The organism is uncultured Tateyamaria sp. (assembly GCF_947497045.1).
Classification (GTDB): Bacteria; Pseudomonadota; Alphaproteobacteria; order Rhodobacterales; family Rhodobacteraceae; genus Tateyamaria.
Genome location: NZ_CANMEU010000002.1, coordinates 597837 through 614138, shown reverse-complemented (window position 1 = coordinate 614138; position 16302 = coordinate 597837). Strand labels below are relative to the sequence as shown.

Annotated in this window: 16 protein-coding genes; 15 read left to right on the top strand and 1 reads right to left on the bottom strand. The window is 62.7% G+C overall.

Annotation, left to right across the window (positions count from 1 at the left end):
• Positions 1 to 543: 543 nt before the first annotated feature.
• The 8 genes from mraZ (at position 544) to murD (ending at position 9686) form a co-directional block, all read left to right on the top strand.
• Entirely contained in the window at positions 544 to 1035 is a 492-nt protein-coding gene (gene mraZ / locus Q0859_RS06535) for a division/cell wall cluster transcriptional repressor MraZ (protein ID WP_299148843.1), read from the top strand.
• Between the two features lies 1 nt (position 1036).
• On the top strand, positions 1037 to 2002 hold the full coding sequence (gene rsmH / locus Q0859_RS06530; RefSeq protein WP_299148841.1) for a 16S rRNA (cytosine(1402)-N(4))-methyltransferase RsmH: 966 nt from the start codon (positions 1037 to 1039) through the stop codon (positions 2000 to 2002).
• Entirely contained in the window at positions 2002 to 2358 is a 357-nt protein-coding gene (locus Q0859_RS06525) for a cell division protein FtsL (RefSeq protein ID WP_299148839.1), read from the top strand. Before rsmH ends, Q0859_RS06525 begins: the two co-directional genes overlap by 1 nt.
• Positions 2355 to 4142 (top strand): penicillin-binding protein 2, encoded by a 1788-nt coding sequence (locus Q0859_RS06520; protein ID WP_299148837.1) that lies wholly within the window; start codon positions 2355 to 2357, stop codon positions 4140 to 4142. Before Q0859_RS06525 ends, Q0859_RS06520 begins: the two co-directional genes overlap by 4 nt.
• 40 nt (positions 4143 to 4182) lie before the next feature.
• The gene (locus Q0859_RS06515; protein ID WP_299148835.1) at positions 4183 to 5658 is read left to right on the top strand and encodes a UDP-N-acetylmuramoyl-L-alanyl-D-glutamate--2,6-diaminopimelate ligase; all 1476 of its coding nucleotides are present in this window, start codon (positions 4183 to 4185) and stop codon (positions 5656 to 5658) included.
• A complete protein-coding gene (murF, locus tag Q0859_RS06510; RefSeq protein ID WP_299148833.1) occupies positions 5655 to 7103 on the top strand; it encodes a UDP-N-acetylmuramoyl-tripeptide--D-alanyl-D-alanine ligase in 1449 nt (482 codons plus the stop codon). Before Q0859_RS06515 ends, murF begins: the two co-directional genes overlap by 4 nt.
• 11 nt (positions 7104 to 7114) lie before the next feature.
• Positions 7115 to 8197, top strand: coding sequence for a phospho-N-acetylmuramoyl-pentapeptide-transferase (gene mraY, locus Q0859_RS06505; RefSeq protein WP_299148831.1), 1083 nt, complete (start codon positions 7115 to 7117; stop codon positions 8195 to 8197).
• Positions 8198 to 8288: 91 nt separating this feature from the next.
• Positions 8289 to 9686, top strand: a complete 1398-nt coding sequence (gene murD, locus Q0859_RS06500) for a UDP-N-acetylmuramoyl-L-alanine--D-glutamate ligase (protein ID WP_299148829.1) — start codon at positions 8289 to 8291, stop codon at positions 9684 to 9686.
• Between the two features lie 241 nt (positions 9687 to 9927).
• On the opposite strand, the gene Q0859_RS06495 is transcribed toward murD, so the two are convergent.
• Positions 9928 to 11103, bottom strand: a complete 1176-nt coding sequence (locus Q0859_RS06495; protein ID WP_299148827.1) for an NAD(P)/FAD-dependent oxidoreductase — start codon at positions 11101 to 11103, stop codon at positions 9928 to 9930.
• 106 nt (positions 11104 to 11209) lie between these two features.
• On the opposite strand from Q0859_RS06495, the gene Q0859_RS06490 reads away from it, so the two are divergent.
• From Q0859_RS06490 to Q0859_RS06460, 7 genes are all read left to right on the top strand, one after another.
• A complete protein-coding gene (locus Q0859_RS06490) occupies positions 11210 to 11737 on the top strand; it encodes a redoxin domain-containing protein (RefSeq protein WP_299148825.1) in 528 nt (175 codons plus the stop codon).
• Between the two features lie 122 nt (positions 11738 to 11859).
• Positions 11860 to 13023, top strand: a complete 1164-nt coding sequence (gene ftsW / locus Q0859_RS06485; protein ID WP_299148823.1) for a putative lipid II flippase FtsW — start codon at positions 11860 to 11862, stop codon at positions 13021 to 13023.
• Complete coding sequence (gene murG / locus Q0859_RS06480) at positions 13020 to 14117, top strand: undecaprenyldiphospho-muramoylpentapeptide beta-N-acetylglucosaminyltransferase (protein ID WP_299148822.1); 1098 nt, start codon at positions 13020 to 13022, stop codon at positions 14115 to 14117. The genes ftsW and murG overlap by 4 nt, the downstream gene beginning before the upstream one ends.
• Complete coding sequence (murC, locus tag Q0859_RS06475) at positions 14114 to 15520, top strand: UDP-N-acetylmuramate--L-alanine ligase (RefSeq protein ID WP_299148821.1); 1407 nt, start codon at positions 14114 to 14116, stop codon at positions 15518 to 15520. The genes murG and murC overlap by 4 nt, the downstream gene beginning before the upstream one ends.
• On the top strand, positions 15517 to 15780 hold the full coding sequence (locus Q0859_RS06470; protein ID WP_299148820.1) for a DUF2484 family protein: 264 nt from the start codon (positions 15517 to 15519) through the stop codon (positions 15778 to 15780). The genes murC and Q0859_RS06470 overlap by 4 nt, the downstream gene beginning before the upstream one ends.
• A complete protein-coding gene (locus tag Q0859_RS06465) occupies positions 15777 to 16025 on the top strand; it encodes a DUF2484 family protein (RefSeq protein ID WP_299148818.1) in 249 nt (82 codons plus the stop codon). Before Q0859_RS06470 ends, Q0859_RS06465 begins: the two co-directional genes overlap by 4 nt.
• A complete protein-coding gene (locus tag Q0859_RS06460) occupies positions 16022 to 16291 on the top strand; it encodes a hypothetical protein (protein ID WP_299148816.1) in 270 nt (89 codons plus the stop codon). Before Q0859_RS06465 ends, Q0859_RS06460 begins: the two co-directional genes overlap by 4 nt.
• Positions 16292 to 16302 lie beyond the last annotated feature (11 nt).

Genomic DNA, 16302 nt, shown 5'->3' with positions numbered 1-16302 from the left:
TGTTTTTGATGAAAATAGCTTAAGAACAAAGCATAAACGTACAAAAAACTGCGCCCTATATCGCATTTTTTTGGGAAAATGTGGGATAAGCTGGGCGTGCAAAGGTGAGCACAACATATAGTGGCTACAGTTTGACCGATAACCTTATAGGCTTAAATAGGCTGAAAATTACAGCCTTTAAGGTGTTGGATATGGCCGACTTCATCCCATTGCACTTCAATGACTCCTCAAAAAACCATTGCGTACCATGTTATCCCATGGCATCCCTAATGCATCAGATGAGAACGAGACACGGGGCAGCAAACGACCCCACGCAGACAACAAAACTCTAGCAGGTTTCATACAGGCACCTCGCTTTCATCAGACCAGAGATCCGGCGCGCGAGCGAGCAGACATCCCCCCAGGTGGCGCGCGCAGCTGGACATCCCGCAAGTCGGGACGAGGGCGGCGGGTTGATCAGTGGCAGCAGATCAACCCGCCGTTTCCATTTCTACAGCACGGATGGGGATCATGTGCTGACGTTAAAAAGGGACGGGCCAAACGGTGGCACGCAGGTTCAGAGGCGAAAGCGACCACAAGGTGGACGCGAAGGGCAGGGTGTCTATCCCGGCCTCGTTTCGTCGTGTGATCGAAGCGGGCGACCCGGACTGGACCGACGGCCTGCCGCCGCGCATCATCATTGTCTATGGCGGCGACACCCGCGCCTTTCTTGAAGGCTTCACCATCGAGGCGATGGACGAGGTCGACGACAAGATTTCCAAACATCCCCGCGGCTCGGCCAAGCGCAAGGCGATGGAGCGGCTGTATAGCGCGCAATCCATCGAGACGGTTGTGGATGACACGGGCCGCATTGTGTTGCCCGCCAAGTTGCGCGACAAGATCGGGCTGGATGGCATGGCCCGCTTCGTCTCTTCCGGGGATACGTTCGAGATCTGGCGGCCCGAAGCCTATGACGCGAGCATCGCAGCCCTCGATGATGACGGGTTCGACCCGGATCTTGATCCATCCGTCTATCTTGACGGGGACATGGGCTGAAATGTCGGCTGGGGGGCCACATATACCGGTACTGATCGACGCGATCCTGTCGCATTGTGCGCCTATTGAGGGGCGTTGGCTGGATGGCACGTTCGGGGCTGGTGGCTATACCCGCGCCTTGCTTGAGGCCGGGGCCGAACAGGTGATCGCCGTGGATCGTGACCCGCTCGCCTTTGACATGGCCGTCGATTGGGCGATCGCATACGGCGACCGGCTGGTCATGCAGCCTGGCGTATTTTCCAACCTTGATGCCTATGCTGATGGTCTGGACGGCGTGGTTCTCGACCTTGGTGTCAGTTCCATGCAACTGGATCAGGCAGGTCGGGGGTTTTCCTTTATGAAGGACGGCCCCCTTGACATGCGGATGAGCCAGGACGGCCCGTCCGCCTCCGATATCGTGAACAGCGCCGAGGAAGAAACCCTCGCCGATATCCTGTTCCACTACGGTGAAGAGCGCGCCAGCCGGCGAATCGCGCGGGCCATCATTGCGGCGCGCCCCGTCACCACCACGCTTGAACTGGCTAGGGTGGTCGAAAAATGCCTGCCGCGCCCCAAGCCCGGACAGTCCCATCCTGCAACGCGGAGTTTTCAGGCGCTGCGCATTGCGGTGAATAATGAATATGGTGAGCTTTATCAGGGGCTTATGGCCGCTGAACGTGCGCTGGCAGAAGGTGGCAAGCTGGCTGTTGTCACCTTTCATTCGGTCGAGGACCGCATGGTCAAACGCTTCCTCACCGCGCGGGCGGGCAAGCAGGCCAATGCCAACCGCTATGCCCCCGAGACCACGAAAACTGCCGCCCAATTCACCGTCAAAAGCCGCAAGGCCATTGGTCCGGATGCGGCCGAACTTGCCGCCAATCCGCGCAGCCGCTCAGCCAAGTTGCGCATCGCGACCCGCACGGACGCCCCGGCGGGGGATATTGACGCAAAATCCATTGGAATGCCGCAGATCAAGGGGACGCTCTGATGCGCACCATACTTTATATATTGACGACACTGGCCGTGATCGGTCTGGCCTTTTGGGCCTACCGCGAGAATTACGCGACGCAAGAGTCGCTTGCCAAAACCGACCAGTTGCACCGCGACATACGCATCACCCATTCCCGTCTGGCTGTGTTGCGCGCTGAATGGGCCTATCTGAACCGCCCCGACCGGCTGCGCGATCTGGCCGACATCAACTTTGATCGCCTTGGCCTGTTGCCCTTCCGCCCCGACCAGTTTGGGCGTGTGGACGAGGTCGCCTATCCAGCCCCACCTGCGCTGATCCTCGAAAACGCAGTCGAGGTGTCCGGTGAGCTTGAGGAAGAGGAGCAGCAGCCATGATCCGCACCCCCTTGCGCCCGCTGGCCCGTATCCTGCCGGCCCGCGAAGCTGGCGAAAATCCGGACGCGATTGAACGCGAAAACATCCGCGCCCGTCACGAGGACATGCGCGATCACGCCCGTCAACGCGCCGAAGGGCGGCTTTTGGTGCTGGGCCTGTTCTTTTTCTGCGCCTTTGGCGTTGTGGGCCTACGCATGGGCATGCTGGCAACATCCGAGCCGGTCGAGCCGCGCACCGCCGCCCAAGGGGCCGCCATTTCGGCCTCGCGCGCCGACATTGTGGATCGCAACGGGCATCTGCTGGCCACGAATTTCGAAACCCACGCGCTGTATGCCCAACCACCCCACATGGTGGACCCGGTGGCCTCGGCCAAGGGGCTGGCAGCCGTGTTTCCCGACCTCAAAGAGGCGGACCTGATCAAACAGTTCACCGGCAAGCGCAAGTTCCTGTGGATCAAGAAGAAAATCAGCCCTGAACAGATGCAATTGGTGCATGAAATCGGCGATCCCGGCCTGTTGTTCGGCCCCCGCGACATGCGCCTTTATCCCAACGGCACGCTGGCCGCCCATGTGCTGGGTGGTGCGTCCTTTGGCAAGGAAGGCGTGAGCGCGGCTGAGGTTATCGGCGTTGCAGGCGTTGAAAAGCAGTTTGACGACTATCTGCGCGATCCCGCCAACGGACAAAACCCGCTTGAGTTGTCGCTGGACCTGACAGTGCAGGCGGCCTCCGAACGCGTGCTTTATGGCGGCATGAAGATTATGAACGCCAAGGGTGCGACCTCCGTTCTGATGGATGTACACACGGGCGAGGTGATTTCAGTCGTGAGCCTGCCCAATTTCGATCCCAACAATCGCCCCCGCCCGGCCACCAAGGGCGATCAAAGCGACAGCCCGCTGTTCAACCGATCAGTGCAGGGGGTGTATGAGTTGGGCTCGACTTTCAAGATATTTGCCGCCGCGCAGGCCATCGAGCTGGGCCTCGTGTCCCCCTCGACCGTCATCGATACCTCTGGTCCGATGCGCGTGGGCGGCTTTCCTATAGGTGAATTCCGCAACAAGAACTACGGCAAGCTGAGCGTCAGTGACATCATCGTCAAATCCTCGAACCGGGGGACGGGTCGCATGGCCTTGCAGATCGGTGTGAAGCGCCAGCAGGAATTTCTGAAATCCCTCGGCTTTTTCGACGCGACCCCGTTCGAGATTTTCGAGGCGCGCACCGGCAAGCCGCTGTTGCCCAAACGCTGGACCGATCTCAGTGCGGTCACGATCAGCTATGGTCACGGGCTGTCCACCTCGCCGATGCATCTGGCGGCGGGCTACGCGGCCATCGCCAATGGCGGCTTCAAGGTGGACCCGACCATCCTCAAACAGACCGGCCCTCAAACCAAGGAACGGGTGATGAGCACGGGTGCTGCCAATGCGGCGCGCGATATGCTGCGTGCGGTAGTGACTTCTGGCACGGCCAGCATGGGCGAAGTGCCCGGCTATGCGGTGGGCGGCAAGACGGGCACCGCCGACAAACCCAAGCCGCGCGGCGGGTATTACGAGGACAAGGTGATTGCCACCTTCGCCACCCTCTTCCCTGCGCATGATCCCAAATACGTGCTCGTGGTGACGCTGGACGAACCGGTCGAGACATCTGGCGACAAGCCGCGCCGCACCGCCGGGTGGACGGCCGTGCCCGTCGCGGCCGAGATGATCGGACGCATCGCCCCGCTCCTGGGTCTGCGGCCAACCGTTGAACCGGGCAGACTGGCTGATATAACGCTCACCAGCAGCAACTGAGGTGCCGTGCGCACCCGAGCCAAAAAAGGCCAAAGCAGATATGGGTGCGCAGACACGATCACTTTCAACCTTGGGTCTGACCGCCCGCGGTGGGGCAAATCCGGACATCACCGGCATTGCCGTGGACAGCCGCGAGGTCAGGGACGGGGTCCTGTTTGCCGCCATGCCCGGTGCGCGGGTGCATGGGGCCGAATTCATCCAATATGCGGTGCGCATGGGGGCCGTGGCCGTGCTGACGGATGCCGAAGGAGCCGAGATCGCCGCTGATGTGCTCGACGGTATCGCAGTGGTGATTGCGGACGCCCCGCGCGAGGCGCTCAGCCGTACCGCCGCGCTTTGGTTTGGCGGCCAGCCCGAAACGATGGTCGCAGTCACCGGCACCAATGGCAAGACGTCGGTGTCCACCTTCGTGCGCCAGATCTGGGTCGAGATGGACCTGGCAGCCGTCAACCTCGGCACCACCGGAGTCGAGGGGGCATGGTCTGCGCCGCTCGCCCACACCACGCCCGAGCCGATCACGCTGCACCGCACGCTGGCGGAGGCCGCCGCCAACGGAATCACTCACGCCGCGATGGAGGCATCCTCCCACGGGCTTGATCAGCGCCGCCTTGACGGGGTGATGCTGAAGGCCGCCGGGTTCACCAATTTCACCCAGGACCATCTTGATTATCACCACACCTTCGAGGCCTATTTCGATGCCAAGGCGGGCCTGTTCGCGCGGGTACTGCCCGAAGACGGTACGGCAGTGATCAATATGGACGATGCGCGCGGTGTGGACATGGCCGCCATCGCGCGTGCGCGGGGCCAGACCGTGTTGAGCGTAGGCCGGGACGGGGGCGATCTGCACCTGTCGGCGCAACGCTTTGATGCGACGGGGCAGGATGTGCGCTTTGAGTACGCAGGCAAGGCTTATACGGCACGCCTGCCTTTGATCGGGGGCTTTCAGGCCGACAACGTGATGCTGGCGTGCGGCCTCGTGATCGCCTGCGGTGCGGAGCCTGCGCGGGTGTTCGAAACATTGCCGTATCTTGATACCGTGCGAGGCCGTATGCAACTTGCCGCACGGCGCGAAAACGGTGCGGCGGTCTTTGTCGATTACGCCCACACGCCTGACGCGGTGGCCACGGCCCTGTCGGCGATGCGCCCGCATGTCATGGGCAAACTTGTGACCATCGTGGGCGCAGGCGGGGACCGCGATGCGGCCAAGCGCCCCTTGATGGGGCAGGCCGCCGCGCAGCACGCCGATGTGGTGTTCGTGACCGACGACAATCCGCGCAGCGAAGACCCTGCGTCGATCCGCGCCGCCGTGATGGAAGGCTGCCCCGATGCCACCGAAGTGGGCGACCGGGCCGAGGCGATCCTGCGCGCGGTTGACATGCTCGAACCCGGCGACGCGCTGCTGATCGCGGGCAAGGGCCATGAAGTCGGGCAGATTGTAGGCGACGATGTGCTGCCTTTTGACGACGCAGAACAGGCAAGCGTGGCCGTCGCTGCGCTGGAGGGACGACTGACATGAGCCTTTGGACCTCGACCGACGCTGCCGCTGCAACAGGCGGACGCAATACCCGAGACTGGAGCGTAACCGGCGTCTCCATCGACACGCGCACCCTGCAACCGGGCGACCTTTTCGTGGCCTTGCAGGCGGCACGCGACGGGCATGATTTCGTTGCCGCAGCGCTCAACGCCGGGGCCGGGGCGGCCCTTGTGAACCATGTGCCTCAAGACGTTGCCGATGATGCGCCCTTGCTGGTCGTGCCTGATGTCCTTGCCGCATTGGAAACGCTCGGTGCTGCGGCTCGTGCTCGCACAGACGCACAGGTGGTGGCGATCACAGGCTCGGTTGGCAAGACCTCGACCAAGGAAATGATGCGCGCGATCCTGTCGGATCAGGGGCGCACCCACGCCTCTGTGGCCAGCTACAACAACCACTGGGGGGTGCCGCTGACGTTGGCGCGGATGCCCGCCGATACCGAATATGCGGTGATCGAGATCGGGATGAACCACCCCGGCGAAATCGCACCATTGGCCAAGCTTGCGCGGCCTCATGTGGCGATGGTCACCACCGTGGCCGCCGCCCATCTTGAGGCGTTCGACAACATCGAAGGGATCGCGCTGGAAAAGGCGTCGATCATCGAAGGGCTCGAATATGGGGGCACGGCGGTGCTGAACAACGACTGCTCGACGGCTGCGATCCTTCAGGCCAAGGCCCATGATGCGAAACGTCGCGACATCGGGTTCGGGGAACACGGCTTTGATTTCGTTCTGAAATCCGTCGATCTGCAACAGGATACCACAATCGTGAGGGCCGAAGCCCATGGCCAGCCGTTGCTGTTCAAGGTCGGCGCGGTGGGCAAACATTTCGCCATGAACGGGCTCGGGGCTTTGGCCGCCGCAGAGGCATTGGGCGCGGATCTGGCGCTGGCTGCGCAATCTCTGGGCCGTTGGACTCCCTATGAGGGACGTGGGGCGCGCGAAATCATCACGCTGGACCCGGTCGAAACCCACCTCACGCTGGAGCTGATCGACGACAGCTACAACGCCAACCCGACCTCCATGGCGGCCTCGCTCGACGTTCTGGCGGCGGCCCAGGTGACCCATGATATCGGGCGGGTCAGCAAGGGGCGACGCATCGCATTTGTGGGCGATATGAAAGAACTTGGCCCCGACGGGCCGGACATGCACGCCGAACTGGCCGAATTGGACGCGGTCGCGGCGCTCGATACGATCCACTGCATCGGCCCGCTCATGCAAAACCTGCACGAAGCCCTTCCGGCGCAAAAACAGGGGATGTGGGCCGAAACCGCAGCCGAGATGGCACCCCGCGTGGCCCGTCGCCTCGACAGCGGCGATGTTGTGCTGGTCAAGGGCTCGCTCAGCATGAAACTCGCGCAGATCGTTGACGCGATCCGCAAAATGGGCCATCCGGGGGCAACGGGCGCAGACCCACAAGATAATGAGTAGGGACAGCAGCAATGCTCTATTGGTTGACGGCACTTTCCGATGGCGGGGATTTTTTCAACCTGTTCCGCTATATCACGTTCCGCGCCGGGGGCGCGTTTCTGACGGCACTTTTGTTCGGGTTCATCTTTGGGCGACCCCTGATCAACGTGCTGCGTCGGCGTCAGGGCAAAGGCCAGCCGATCCGCGATGATGGCCCCGAGGGGCACTTTGCCAAGGCCGGCACGCCGACCATGGGCGGGCTGCTGATCGTGGGCGCGCTGGTCACATCCACCTTGCTTTGGGCGCGGCTGGACAATCCATTTGTGTGGATCGTTCTGGGGGTCACGCTGTCTTTCGCCCTCATCGGATTTGCGGATGATTATGCCAAAGTGTCCAAACAGACGACGGCGGGCGTGTCTGGCCGGGTGCGTCTGCTTCTGGGCTTTCTGATTGCGGCGATTGCGGCCTACCTCTCCACTCTGGCGCACCCTGATGGGCTGCAAAGCCAATTGGCCGTACCGGTGTTCAAGGATGTGCTGATCAATCTCGGCCTCATGTTCATCCCCTTCTCGATCATCGTGATCGTGGGCTCGGCCAATGCGGTGAACCTGACGGACGGGCTGGATGGATTGGCGATCATGCCGGTGATGATCGCGGCGGGCACGCTTGGGGTGATCGCCTATGTGGTGGGGCGTGTGGACTTTACCGAAGACCTTGGGCTGCACTATGTGCCCGGCACAGGCGAGTTGCTGGTGTTCACGATGGGGATCATCGGTGGGGGGCTCGGGTTCCTGTGGTACAACGCCCCTCCGGCGGCTGTGTTCATGGGGGATACAGGCTCACTGGCCCTTGGGGGCGCGCTTGGCGCAATCGCAGTGGCCGCCAAACATGAAATCGTATTCGCCATCGTTGGTGGCGTATTCGTGGCCGAAGCGCTCAGCGTGATGATCCAGGTGATCTATTTCAAACGGACCGGAAAGCGCGCCTTCCTCATGGCTCCGATCCACCATCACTACGAAAAAAAGGGCTGGGCCGAGCCGCAGATCGTGATCCGGTTCTGGATCATCGCACTTATCCTCGCCATGATCGGCCTTGCCACACTCAAGGTGCGGTAATGCGCGCCTCGCCCCTTCTTTTGACCAAAAATACCGCGGGGAGCGCGAGGGGCTGGCCCCTCGTTTCCACCCGGACCAAAGGCGCGCCCTTATGATCCCGGTGCGAGGCCTCACAGGCGCACGCGTCGCCGTATTGGGGCTCGGGCGCTCAGGGCTGTCGGCGGCACGCGCGCTCGCCGCAGGCGGGGCGCAGCCCATTTGCTGGGATGACAATCCGGACGCGCGGGCGGTGGCGGAAGCCGAAGGGTTCGCCTGCACCGACCTCAAAAAACAAAACGCCTTCGATGACATCGCCCGGCTGATCGTCAGCCCCGGCATCCCGCACCTTTACCCCACACCCAACCAGGTGGTGGCTGCGGCCCTCGCCGCCGGTGTCCCGGTCGACAACGACATCGGGCTGTTCTTTCAATCCTTTGCCACCCCGGAATCGAGCGCGCTCGACACGCCCCCGCGCGTGATCGCGGTCACCGGATCGAACGGCAAATCCACTACGTCCGCGTTGCTCCATCACATCATGGAGGTCGCGGGCCGGCCCAGCCAACTGGCTGGCAATATCGGGCGTGGGGTGCTTGATCTGGATACGCCCCATGACGGTGAAATTATCGTGCTGGAGCTGTCGAGCTATCAGACCGATCTGGCCCGTGCGCTGACGCCGGATGTGGCGGTCTTCACCAACCTCAGCCCGGATCATCTGGACCGACATGCAGGCATGGGGGGGTATTTCGCAGCCAAGCGCCGCCTTTTTTCCGAAGGTGGACCCGACCGCGCCGTGATTGGCGTGGACGAGGCCGAAGGGCGCTATCTCGCCAACCAACTGAGCGAAGGGTGCGGCGATGATCGGGTGATCCGCGTTTCGGTCGAGGCCAAGCTGAACGGCCCCGGCTGGCAGGTTTTTGCGCGCAAGGGGTTTCTGTCGGAAACCCGCAAAGGGCGGCAGGTGGCTTCGATTGATCTGCGCGAGGTCCCCGGATTGCCGGGTGCGCACAACCACCAGAACGCGTGCGCGGCCTATGCGGCGGCGCGCGCGGTGGGCGTGGCCCCGAAGGTGATCGAGGGCGCGTTCCGCACCTTTGCCGGGTTGCCACATCGCAGCCAGCTGATCGCCGAGGCGGACGGCGTGCGCTATGTCAATGACAGCAAGGCCACGAACATGGACAGCGCGGCCAAGGCGCTGGCCGCCTTTCAGAATGTGCGCTGGATTTGCGGCGGGTTGCAGAAAGAGGGCGGGCTTGGCGGGCTGGCTGAGGCGGCGGCAGGGTCGGTGCGCAAGGCCTATGTGATCGGACGCGAGGCGGCGCAGTTCGCCATGCAACTGGATGTCGAAGCGCAAGTGTGTGGTACGATGAAGGCGGCCGTCGAGGCCGCCATGGCGGATGCGGAACCCGGCGACGTGGTGCTGCTGGCCCCTGCGGCGGCGAGCTTTGATCAATATGACAGCTTCGAGCGACGGGGCGAGGATTTCGTGGCTGAAGTCACCAGCCGCCTCTGATCCAGCGGAGCGCGCTGACGCGCACACGACATTCTTGATCTGGGATAGTCAGCTGCTGGCTCACCAAGACAGAAATCTGTCTCGCATCCACCCTTGCCTGATCCCGTGCCTGCCAGATGACGTCCCGCCCCTCAAGGAAAATAGCCGTCTCCCCGTTCCGGGGGCCCTCGGCGATTTGCCTTGATGCGCGCGCCTTCATCTGACCGTTCGGGTGCAGGCAACGGCGGCTCCGAGACAGAGATCAGTCCTCAAGCGCGCTCGCACAGGCCATGGCCGAGGACCAGGCCCATTGGAAGTTGTACCCGCCGAGCCAGCCCGTCACATCCACCGCCTCGCCAATGAAATAGAGGCCCGGTGTGGTCCTGGACTCCATCGTCTTGGAACTCAGCCCGTCCGTGTCCACACCGCCGCGTGTGACTTCAGCGGTGCGATACCCTTCGGTGCCGTCAGGCGTGAGCGCCCAATGGGACAGATCATGCACCAGCGCGTCAATCCGTGCATCCGAGACATCGCCCAAGCGCCCCGACAGGTCCATCTGTGTGCTCAGGTGATCGACGAGCCGGGTCGGCAAATGCCGCGCCAATTCGGTGGTCAGTGCCTTTTTCCCTTCCGTGCGCCGCTTGTCGCGTAAGGCGGACCCAAGGTCCGCCTCGGGCACCAGATGCAGGCGGATCGACTGGCCTGCATCCCAATAACTCGACGCTTGCAGGATCGCAGGGCCGGACAGGCCGCGATGGGTGAACAGCACTGCCTCGTCAAAGGCGGGGCCATTGGCTGTCACTCGGGCCGGGCAGGCGACACCCGAAATGTCAGCGAACCGGCGATCAGCGAAGGTGAAGGGCACCAATGCGGGTTCAAGCGGGGTCAGTGCATGCCCAAACTGGCGCGCGATGTCATAGGCAAAACTGCTTGCGCCCATTTTGGGGATGGATTTCCCGCCCGTGGCGACCACCACATTGCGAGCGGTGATTGGCTTTGCCTTATCGTCCTGCGTCACGGTGGCGGTGAACCCGTCCGCCGTCTTTGCAAGATCGCTGACAGAGGTGCGCAAGCGCAGCTCCGCACCCGCGCCTCGCATCAGCCCGTGTAGCATGGCGATGATCTCTTTGGCCGATACATCGCAGAATAACTGCCCGAGCGTCTTTTCATGCCACGCGATCCCGTGGGCATCCACAAGCGCAACAAAATCCCACTGCGTGTAGCGCGCCAATGCGGATTTTGCGAAATGCGGGTTTTGCGACAGGAACGCCGCAGGTTCACAATACATGTTGGTGAAATTGCACCGCCCACCGCCTGAAATGCGGATCTTTTCTCCGGCCGCTTTGGCGTGGTCCACGACCAGTACACGCCCGCCAGCGTGGGCGGCGCACATCATGCCAGCCGCGCCAGCCCCGATGACAAGTGTATCGTAGTCCATGACCCGTGCGTGCAGGATTGCACAGAAAGGGTCAAGGCGCAGGGGTTGCGGCGCGGCGGCGCAGGCTTACGTCCTGAAGCAGCAAAAAACCCGAAAGGAATTCGAGATGACCGCATTGGCCGCAGGCAGCGTCTTTCCCAGGACCGAAGTTCACACCCTTGCCGGGGACACCACGACATTGGGCGACCCGCAGGGCGGGCACGACTGGCAGTTGGTGATTGTGTATCGCGGCCTGCATTGTCCGCTGTGCAAACGCTACCTCGCGGAATTGGAAGGGATGCAGACCAAATTCCACGACCTTGGCGTTGATGTGGTTGTCGTGTCGGGCGATCCCAAGGACAAGGCCCAGACCATGGCGGATGAGCAAAGCCTCACAATGCCAGTGGGTTACGGCCTGACACTCAAGCAGATGGATGCTCTTGGCCTGTATGTGTCGGATCCGCGCGGCCCGCAGGAAACCGACCGCCCCTTTGCCGAGCCGGGGCTGTTCGTGATCAACGCTGATGGCGTCATCCAGATGGTGGATGTGTCGAACGCCCCCTTCCTGCGCCCGGGGCTTGAGGGGACGCTGAATGGCATCAGGTTCGTCCGCGAAAATGACTACCCCATTCGCGGCACGCATAAAGCCGCCTAACCACCGTGCGGGCCAGCCGAACAAGGGCTAGCCCGCGCCACATTTTGCCGCTATGCTTGCGCGACGGCACTTCGGGGATACACCGAGGGCCAGAGGCAGTGACAGCAGTGAGGCGGCAGATCATGACAGAAATGGTCTATGGCGCGGTTCCTATCCGGGACGGCGAACCCATTCTTCCAAAATGGTGGCGCACCATCGACAAATGGTCGCTCAGCTGCGTGCTGATCCTGTTTGCGATCGGGCTGTTGCTTGGGCTTGCGGCCTCGGTGCCACTGGCCGAAAAGAACGGCTTTCCCCCCTTTCATTATGTGATCCGACAGGCGGTGTTCGGGGTGGGTGCGCTGATTGCGATGATCCTGACGTCGATGATGACGCCTGTGCTGGTGCGTCGCCTGGCGGTGCTTGGTTTTGTGGTCGCCTTTGTCGCACTGGCGTTGCTGCCCTTCTTTGGCACCGACTTTGGCAAGGGTGCGATGCGGTGGTATTCGCTTGGCTTTGCCTCAATCCAACCCTCAGAGTTCCTCAAGCCCGGCTTTGTCGTGGCCGCCGCCTGGATGATGGCCGCAAGTCAGGACATCAACGGCCCGCCGGGCAAGGTTTGGTCGTTCGCGCTGTGTATTTCCATCGTTCTGATGCTCGCCCTGCAACCCGATTTTGGTCAGGCCTGTCTTGTCCTGTTTGGTTGGGGTGTGATGTATTTCGTGGCGGGCGCGCCCATGGTCCTGCTTGTCGGCATGGCCGGCATGGTCGTGTTTGCGGGCACCATCGCCTATTCCAATTCCGAGCACTTTGCGCGCCGCATTGACGGCTTTCTGAGCCCGGATGTCGATCCGCGCACACAGCTTGGCTATGCCACCAACGCCATCCAGGAAGGTGGGTTGTTTGGTGTGGGCGTGGGCGAGGGGCAAGTGAAATGGTCGCTGCCCGATGCGCATACGGATTTCATCATTGCCGTGGCGGCGGAAGAATACGGGCTGATCCTCGTTTTGTGTATCATCGCGCTTTATACTGGCATCGTCGTGCGTTCGCTCTTGCGCCTTGTGCGCGAGCGGGATCCGTTCATTCGCCTTGCGGGCACGGGGCTGGCCTGCATGTTCGGGGTGCAGGCCATGATCAACATGGGTGTGGCTGTGCGCCTGTTGCCCGCCAAGGGCATGACCTTGCCCTTCGTGTCCTACGGGGGCAGTTCGGTGATCGCCTCGGGCATCGCGGTGGGCATGCTGCTCGCCTTCACCCGTACCCGCCCACAGGGCGAGATTTCGGACCTTCTGGGGCGGCGCAGATGAGCCAGCCCTTGCTCCTCATCGCGGCGGGCGGCACGGGCGGGCACATGTTCCCGGCCCAAGCCTTGGCCGAAGCGATGCTGGCGCGTGGCTGGCGGGTCAAGCTGAGCACGGATGCGCGCGGCGCGCGCTATACCGGTGGCTTCCCCCACACGACCGAGATCGAACAGATATCCTCCAGCACCTTTGCGCGCGGCGGTTTGCCGGCCAAGGCCGCGACCCCGTTTCGGATCGGGGCGGGGGTGGTCAGCGCGGTGTTCAAGATGATGCGGGACAAGCCTGCGGCTGTGGTCGGCTTTGGCGGCTATCCAACGATCCCGGCGATGGCGGCGGCCACCCTGCTGCGCCTGCCGCGCATGATCCATGAACAAAACGGCGTCCTTGGCCGGGTCAACCAGGTCTTTGCGTCCCGCGTGGATGCGGTGGCCTGCGGGACATGGCCGACCGAATTGCCGGAAGGTGTCGAGGGCATCCATGTGGGCAATCCTGTGCGCGGCGCGGTGCTGGAACGGGCAGGGTCTGGGTATATCGCGCCCGGTGATTACCCGATGGAGGTGCTGGTGATCGGCGGCTCCCAAGGGGCTCGCATCCTGTCGGATGTGATCCCGCCCGCGATTGCGAGCCTGCCGGTGGATCGGCTCAAAAATATCCGTGTCAGCCATCAGGCGCGCGGTGAGGATGAAGACCGCGTGCGCGCCTTTTACGACGAACATGGGATTGCCGCAGATGTGCAGCCCTTTTTCAAGGACGTGCCGCGCCGCATGTCCGAGGCGCAACTGGTGATCAGCCGCGCGGGGGCATCTTCGGTCGCGGATATCTCGATCATTGGGCGTCCGTCGATCCTCATCCCCTATGCCGTGGCCACAGGTGATCATCAGACCTTGAATGCGCGCAGCCTTGTCGATGCGGGCGCCGCCATCCTGATCCCCGAAAGTCAGCTCAGCGTGGATGCCGTTGCGGCACAGATTGCAACCGTCCTCGACAACCCCGACGGCGCATTGCAGATGTCGCGCGCCGCACAAAGCGTCGCCAAACCCGACGCCACCGAAACACTGGCCGCCATGGTCGAAATCCTAGCCGAGAAGGGCCAGACATGAATGCTGCCACCAAACTGCCCGGAGACGTGGGCCCCATCCATTTCGTCGGCATCGGCGGTATTGGCATGTCAGGCATTGCCGAGGTGCTGCTGAACCACGGCTACCGCGTGCAGGGTTCTGACCTCAAACGCTCGCCCATCACCGACCGGCTGGCTGAACTGGGCGCGCATATCTTTGTCGGCCAGACGGCCAGGAACGTCGAAGAGGCGGCTGTGGTCGTCATCTCATCCGCTATCAAACCGGGCAACGCGGAACTGGATGCGGCCCGCGCGTTGGGTCTGCCCATTGTGCGCCGTGCCGAAATGCTGGCCGAACTGATGCGCCTGAAATCGAACATCGCGGTGGCCGGAACCCACGGCAAGACGACCACGACCACCATGGTCGCCGCATTGCTGGACGAGGGCAATTTTGACCCCACGGTCGTCAACGGCGGCATCATCCACGCCTATGGTTCCAACGCGCGCAAGGGCGAGGGCGAGTGGATGGTCGTCGAGGCCGACGAGAGCGACGGCACCTTCAACCGCCTGCCCGCCACCATCGCCATCGTGACCAACATCGACCCCGAGCATATGGAACACTGGGGCACCATCGAGAACCTGCGGCAGGGCTTTCTTGATTTCACCTCGAATATCCCGTTTTACGGCGTCGCCGTGTGCTGCACCGATCACCCCGAAGTGCAGGCGCTGGTGGGCAAGATCACCGACCGGCGTGTCATCACCTATGGCTTCAACGCCCAGGCGGACGTGCGCGCAATCAATCTGACTTACAAGGCGGGCGTGGCGCATTTCGATGTCGCGCTTCAGGGCGAGGATATGGTGATCGAAGGCTGCACCCTGCCGATGCCGGGCGATCACAACGTCTCGAACGCGCTGTCGGCCGTTGCCGTTGCCCGCCATCTGGGCATGAAGGGCGAGGAAATCCGCACCGCGCTGGCCAATTTCGGCGGCGTTAACCGCCGCTTTACCCGCGTGGGCGAGATTGAGGGGGTCACGATCATTGATGATTATGGTCACCACCCGGTGGAGATTGCCGCCGTGCTCAAAGCTGCCCGCCAAGCCACGACAGGTCGCGTGATCGCGGTGCATCAGCCGCACCGCTTCACCCGGCTGCACCATCATTTCGATGAGTTCTGTGCCTGTTTCAACGATGCCGACGTGGTCGGGATTACCGACATCTTCTCGGCTGGCGAGGACCCGATTGAGGGTGCATCGCGCGATGATCTGGTTGCGGGCCTGATCCGCCATGGTCACCGCCATGCGCGCGCCGTGATGGGCGAGGACGATCTGGAACGGTTGGTGCGCGAACAGGCACGTCCCGGTGACATGGTGGTCTGCCTTGGGGCTGGAACGATCTCGGCCTGGGCCAATGCCTTGCCGGGCCGCTTGCAGAAAGGGGCCGCATGATCCTTGCGTTCGCCTGTATCGGATGGGTCTTTGCTGCCACTTTGGTCGCAATGCTGCCCATGCGTCGCCAATATATCCCCGGCATCACCCTGTTGATTGCCGCCCCTGTCCTGATCCTCTGGATCGGGATCAGTGTTGCATGGTGGGCGGGCGCGCTGGCGCTGGCCGCATTCGTGTCGATGTTCCGCAATCCGTTGCGCTATTTCTGGGCCAAGGCCCGTGGTCAAAACCCCCAACTTCCGCCGGAGCTGCGCCCATGAGCCTATCCCTGATCCTTGCCTGTCTCTGGGGCCTTGCCGCCAATGTGATGGCGATGTTCCCAAGTCGGGACAATCACTGGACAAACGCCTATGGGTTGATCGCCATCGGCATCCCGATTGTGGGCTATGTCACATGGCAACACGGGCCGTGGGCCGGGCTGCTGGTGCTTGCGGCGGGGATGAGCATCCTGCGCTGGCCCGTCATCTATCTGGGCCGCTGGATCAAGGGACGGATCGTGCGATGACCGGGCTTGCGATCACATCTGTTGCCGTGGGCTGCGTGCTTGCGTTCATACTGGTGCGCCGTGGCCGCCCGCTGCTGGTGCTGGCGGGGTTCCTGATGCTGATCAGTCTGACGCTCTATACCAGCTTTGCGCCAGCGGGCCTCCACCCCGGTGACGGGGTCGGCTTTATTCTGCTGTCCTATCTGATTGCGCCAACGGCTGCGACCGGGCTGGTGGGTGGCGCGATCTTTGCATGGCTGCTGCGGGACCGTACCCGGGCGACTTGACCGCGCCTGCG

Excerpts from the sequence above, each read along its gene's own strand:
- rsmH (WP_299148841.1), top strand. The coding sequence starts at position 1,037 with ATGTCGGCTGGGGGGCCACATATACCGGTACTGATCGACGCGATCCTG.
- Q0859_RS06525 (WP_299148839.1), top strand. The coding sequence starts at position 2,002 with ATGCGCACCATACTTTATATATTGACGACACTGGCCGTGATCGGTCTG.
- Q0859_RS06520 (WP_299148837.1), top strand. The coding sequence starts at position 2,355 with ATGATCCGCACCCCCTTGCGCCCGCTGGCCCGTATCCTGCCGGCCCGC.
- Q0859_RS06515 (WP_299148835.1), top strand. The coding sequence starts at position 4,183 with ATGGGTGCGCAGACACGATCACTTTCAACCTTGGGTCTGACCGCCCGC.
- murF (WP_299148833.1), top strand. The coding sequence starts at position 5,655 with ATGAGCCTTTGGACCTCGACCGACGCTGCCGCTGCAACAGGCGGACGC.
- mraY (WP_299148831.1), top strand. The coding sequence starts at position 7,115 with ATGCTCTATTGGTTGACGGCACTTTCCGATGGCGGGGATTTTTTCAAC.
- murD (WP_299148829.1), top strand. The coding sequence starts at position 8,289 with ATGATCCCGGTGCGAGGCCTCACAGGCGCACGCGTCGCCGTATTGGGG.
- Q0859_RS06495 (WP_299148827.1), bottom strand. The coding sequence starts at position 11,103 with ATGGACTACGATACACTTGTCATCGGGGCTGGCGCGGCTGGCATGATG.
- Q0859_RS06490 (WP_299148825.1), top strand. The coding sequence starts at position 11,210 with ATGACCGCATTGGCCGCAGGCAGCGTCTTTCCCAGGACCGAAGTTCAC.
- ftsW (WP_299148823.1), top strand. The coding sequence starts at position 11,860 with ATGACAGAAATGGTCTATGGCGCGGTTCCTATCCGGGACGGCGAACCC.
- murG (WP_299148822.1), top strand. The coding sequence starts at position 13,020 with ATGAGCCAGCCCTTGCTCCTCATCGCGGCGGGCGGCACGGGCGGGCAC.
- murC (WP_299148821.1), top strand. The coding sequence starts at position 14,114 with ATGAATGCTGCCACCAAACTGCCCGGAGACGTGGGCCCCATCCATTTC.
- Q0859_RS06470 (WP_299148820.1), top strand. The coding sequence starts at position 15,517 with ATGATCCTTGCGTTCGCCTGTATCGGATGGGTCTTTGCTGCCACTTTG.
- Q0859_RS06465 (WP_299148818.1), top strand. The coding sequence starts at position 15,777 with ATGAGCCTATCCCTGATCCTTGCCTGTCTCTGGGGCCTTGCCGCCAAT.
- Q0859_RS06460 (WP_299148816.1), top strand. The coding sequence starts at position 16,022 with ATGACCGGGCTTGCGATCACATCTGTTGCCGTGGGCTGCGTGCTTGCG.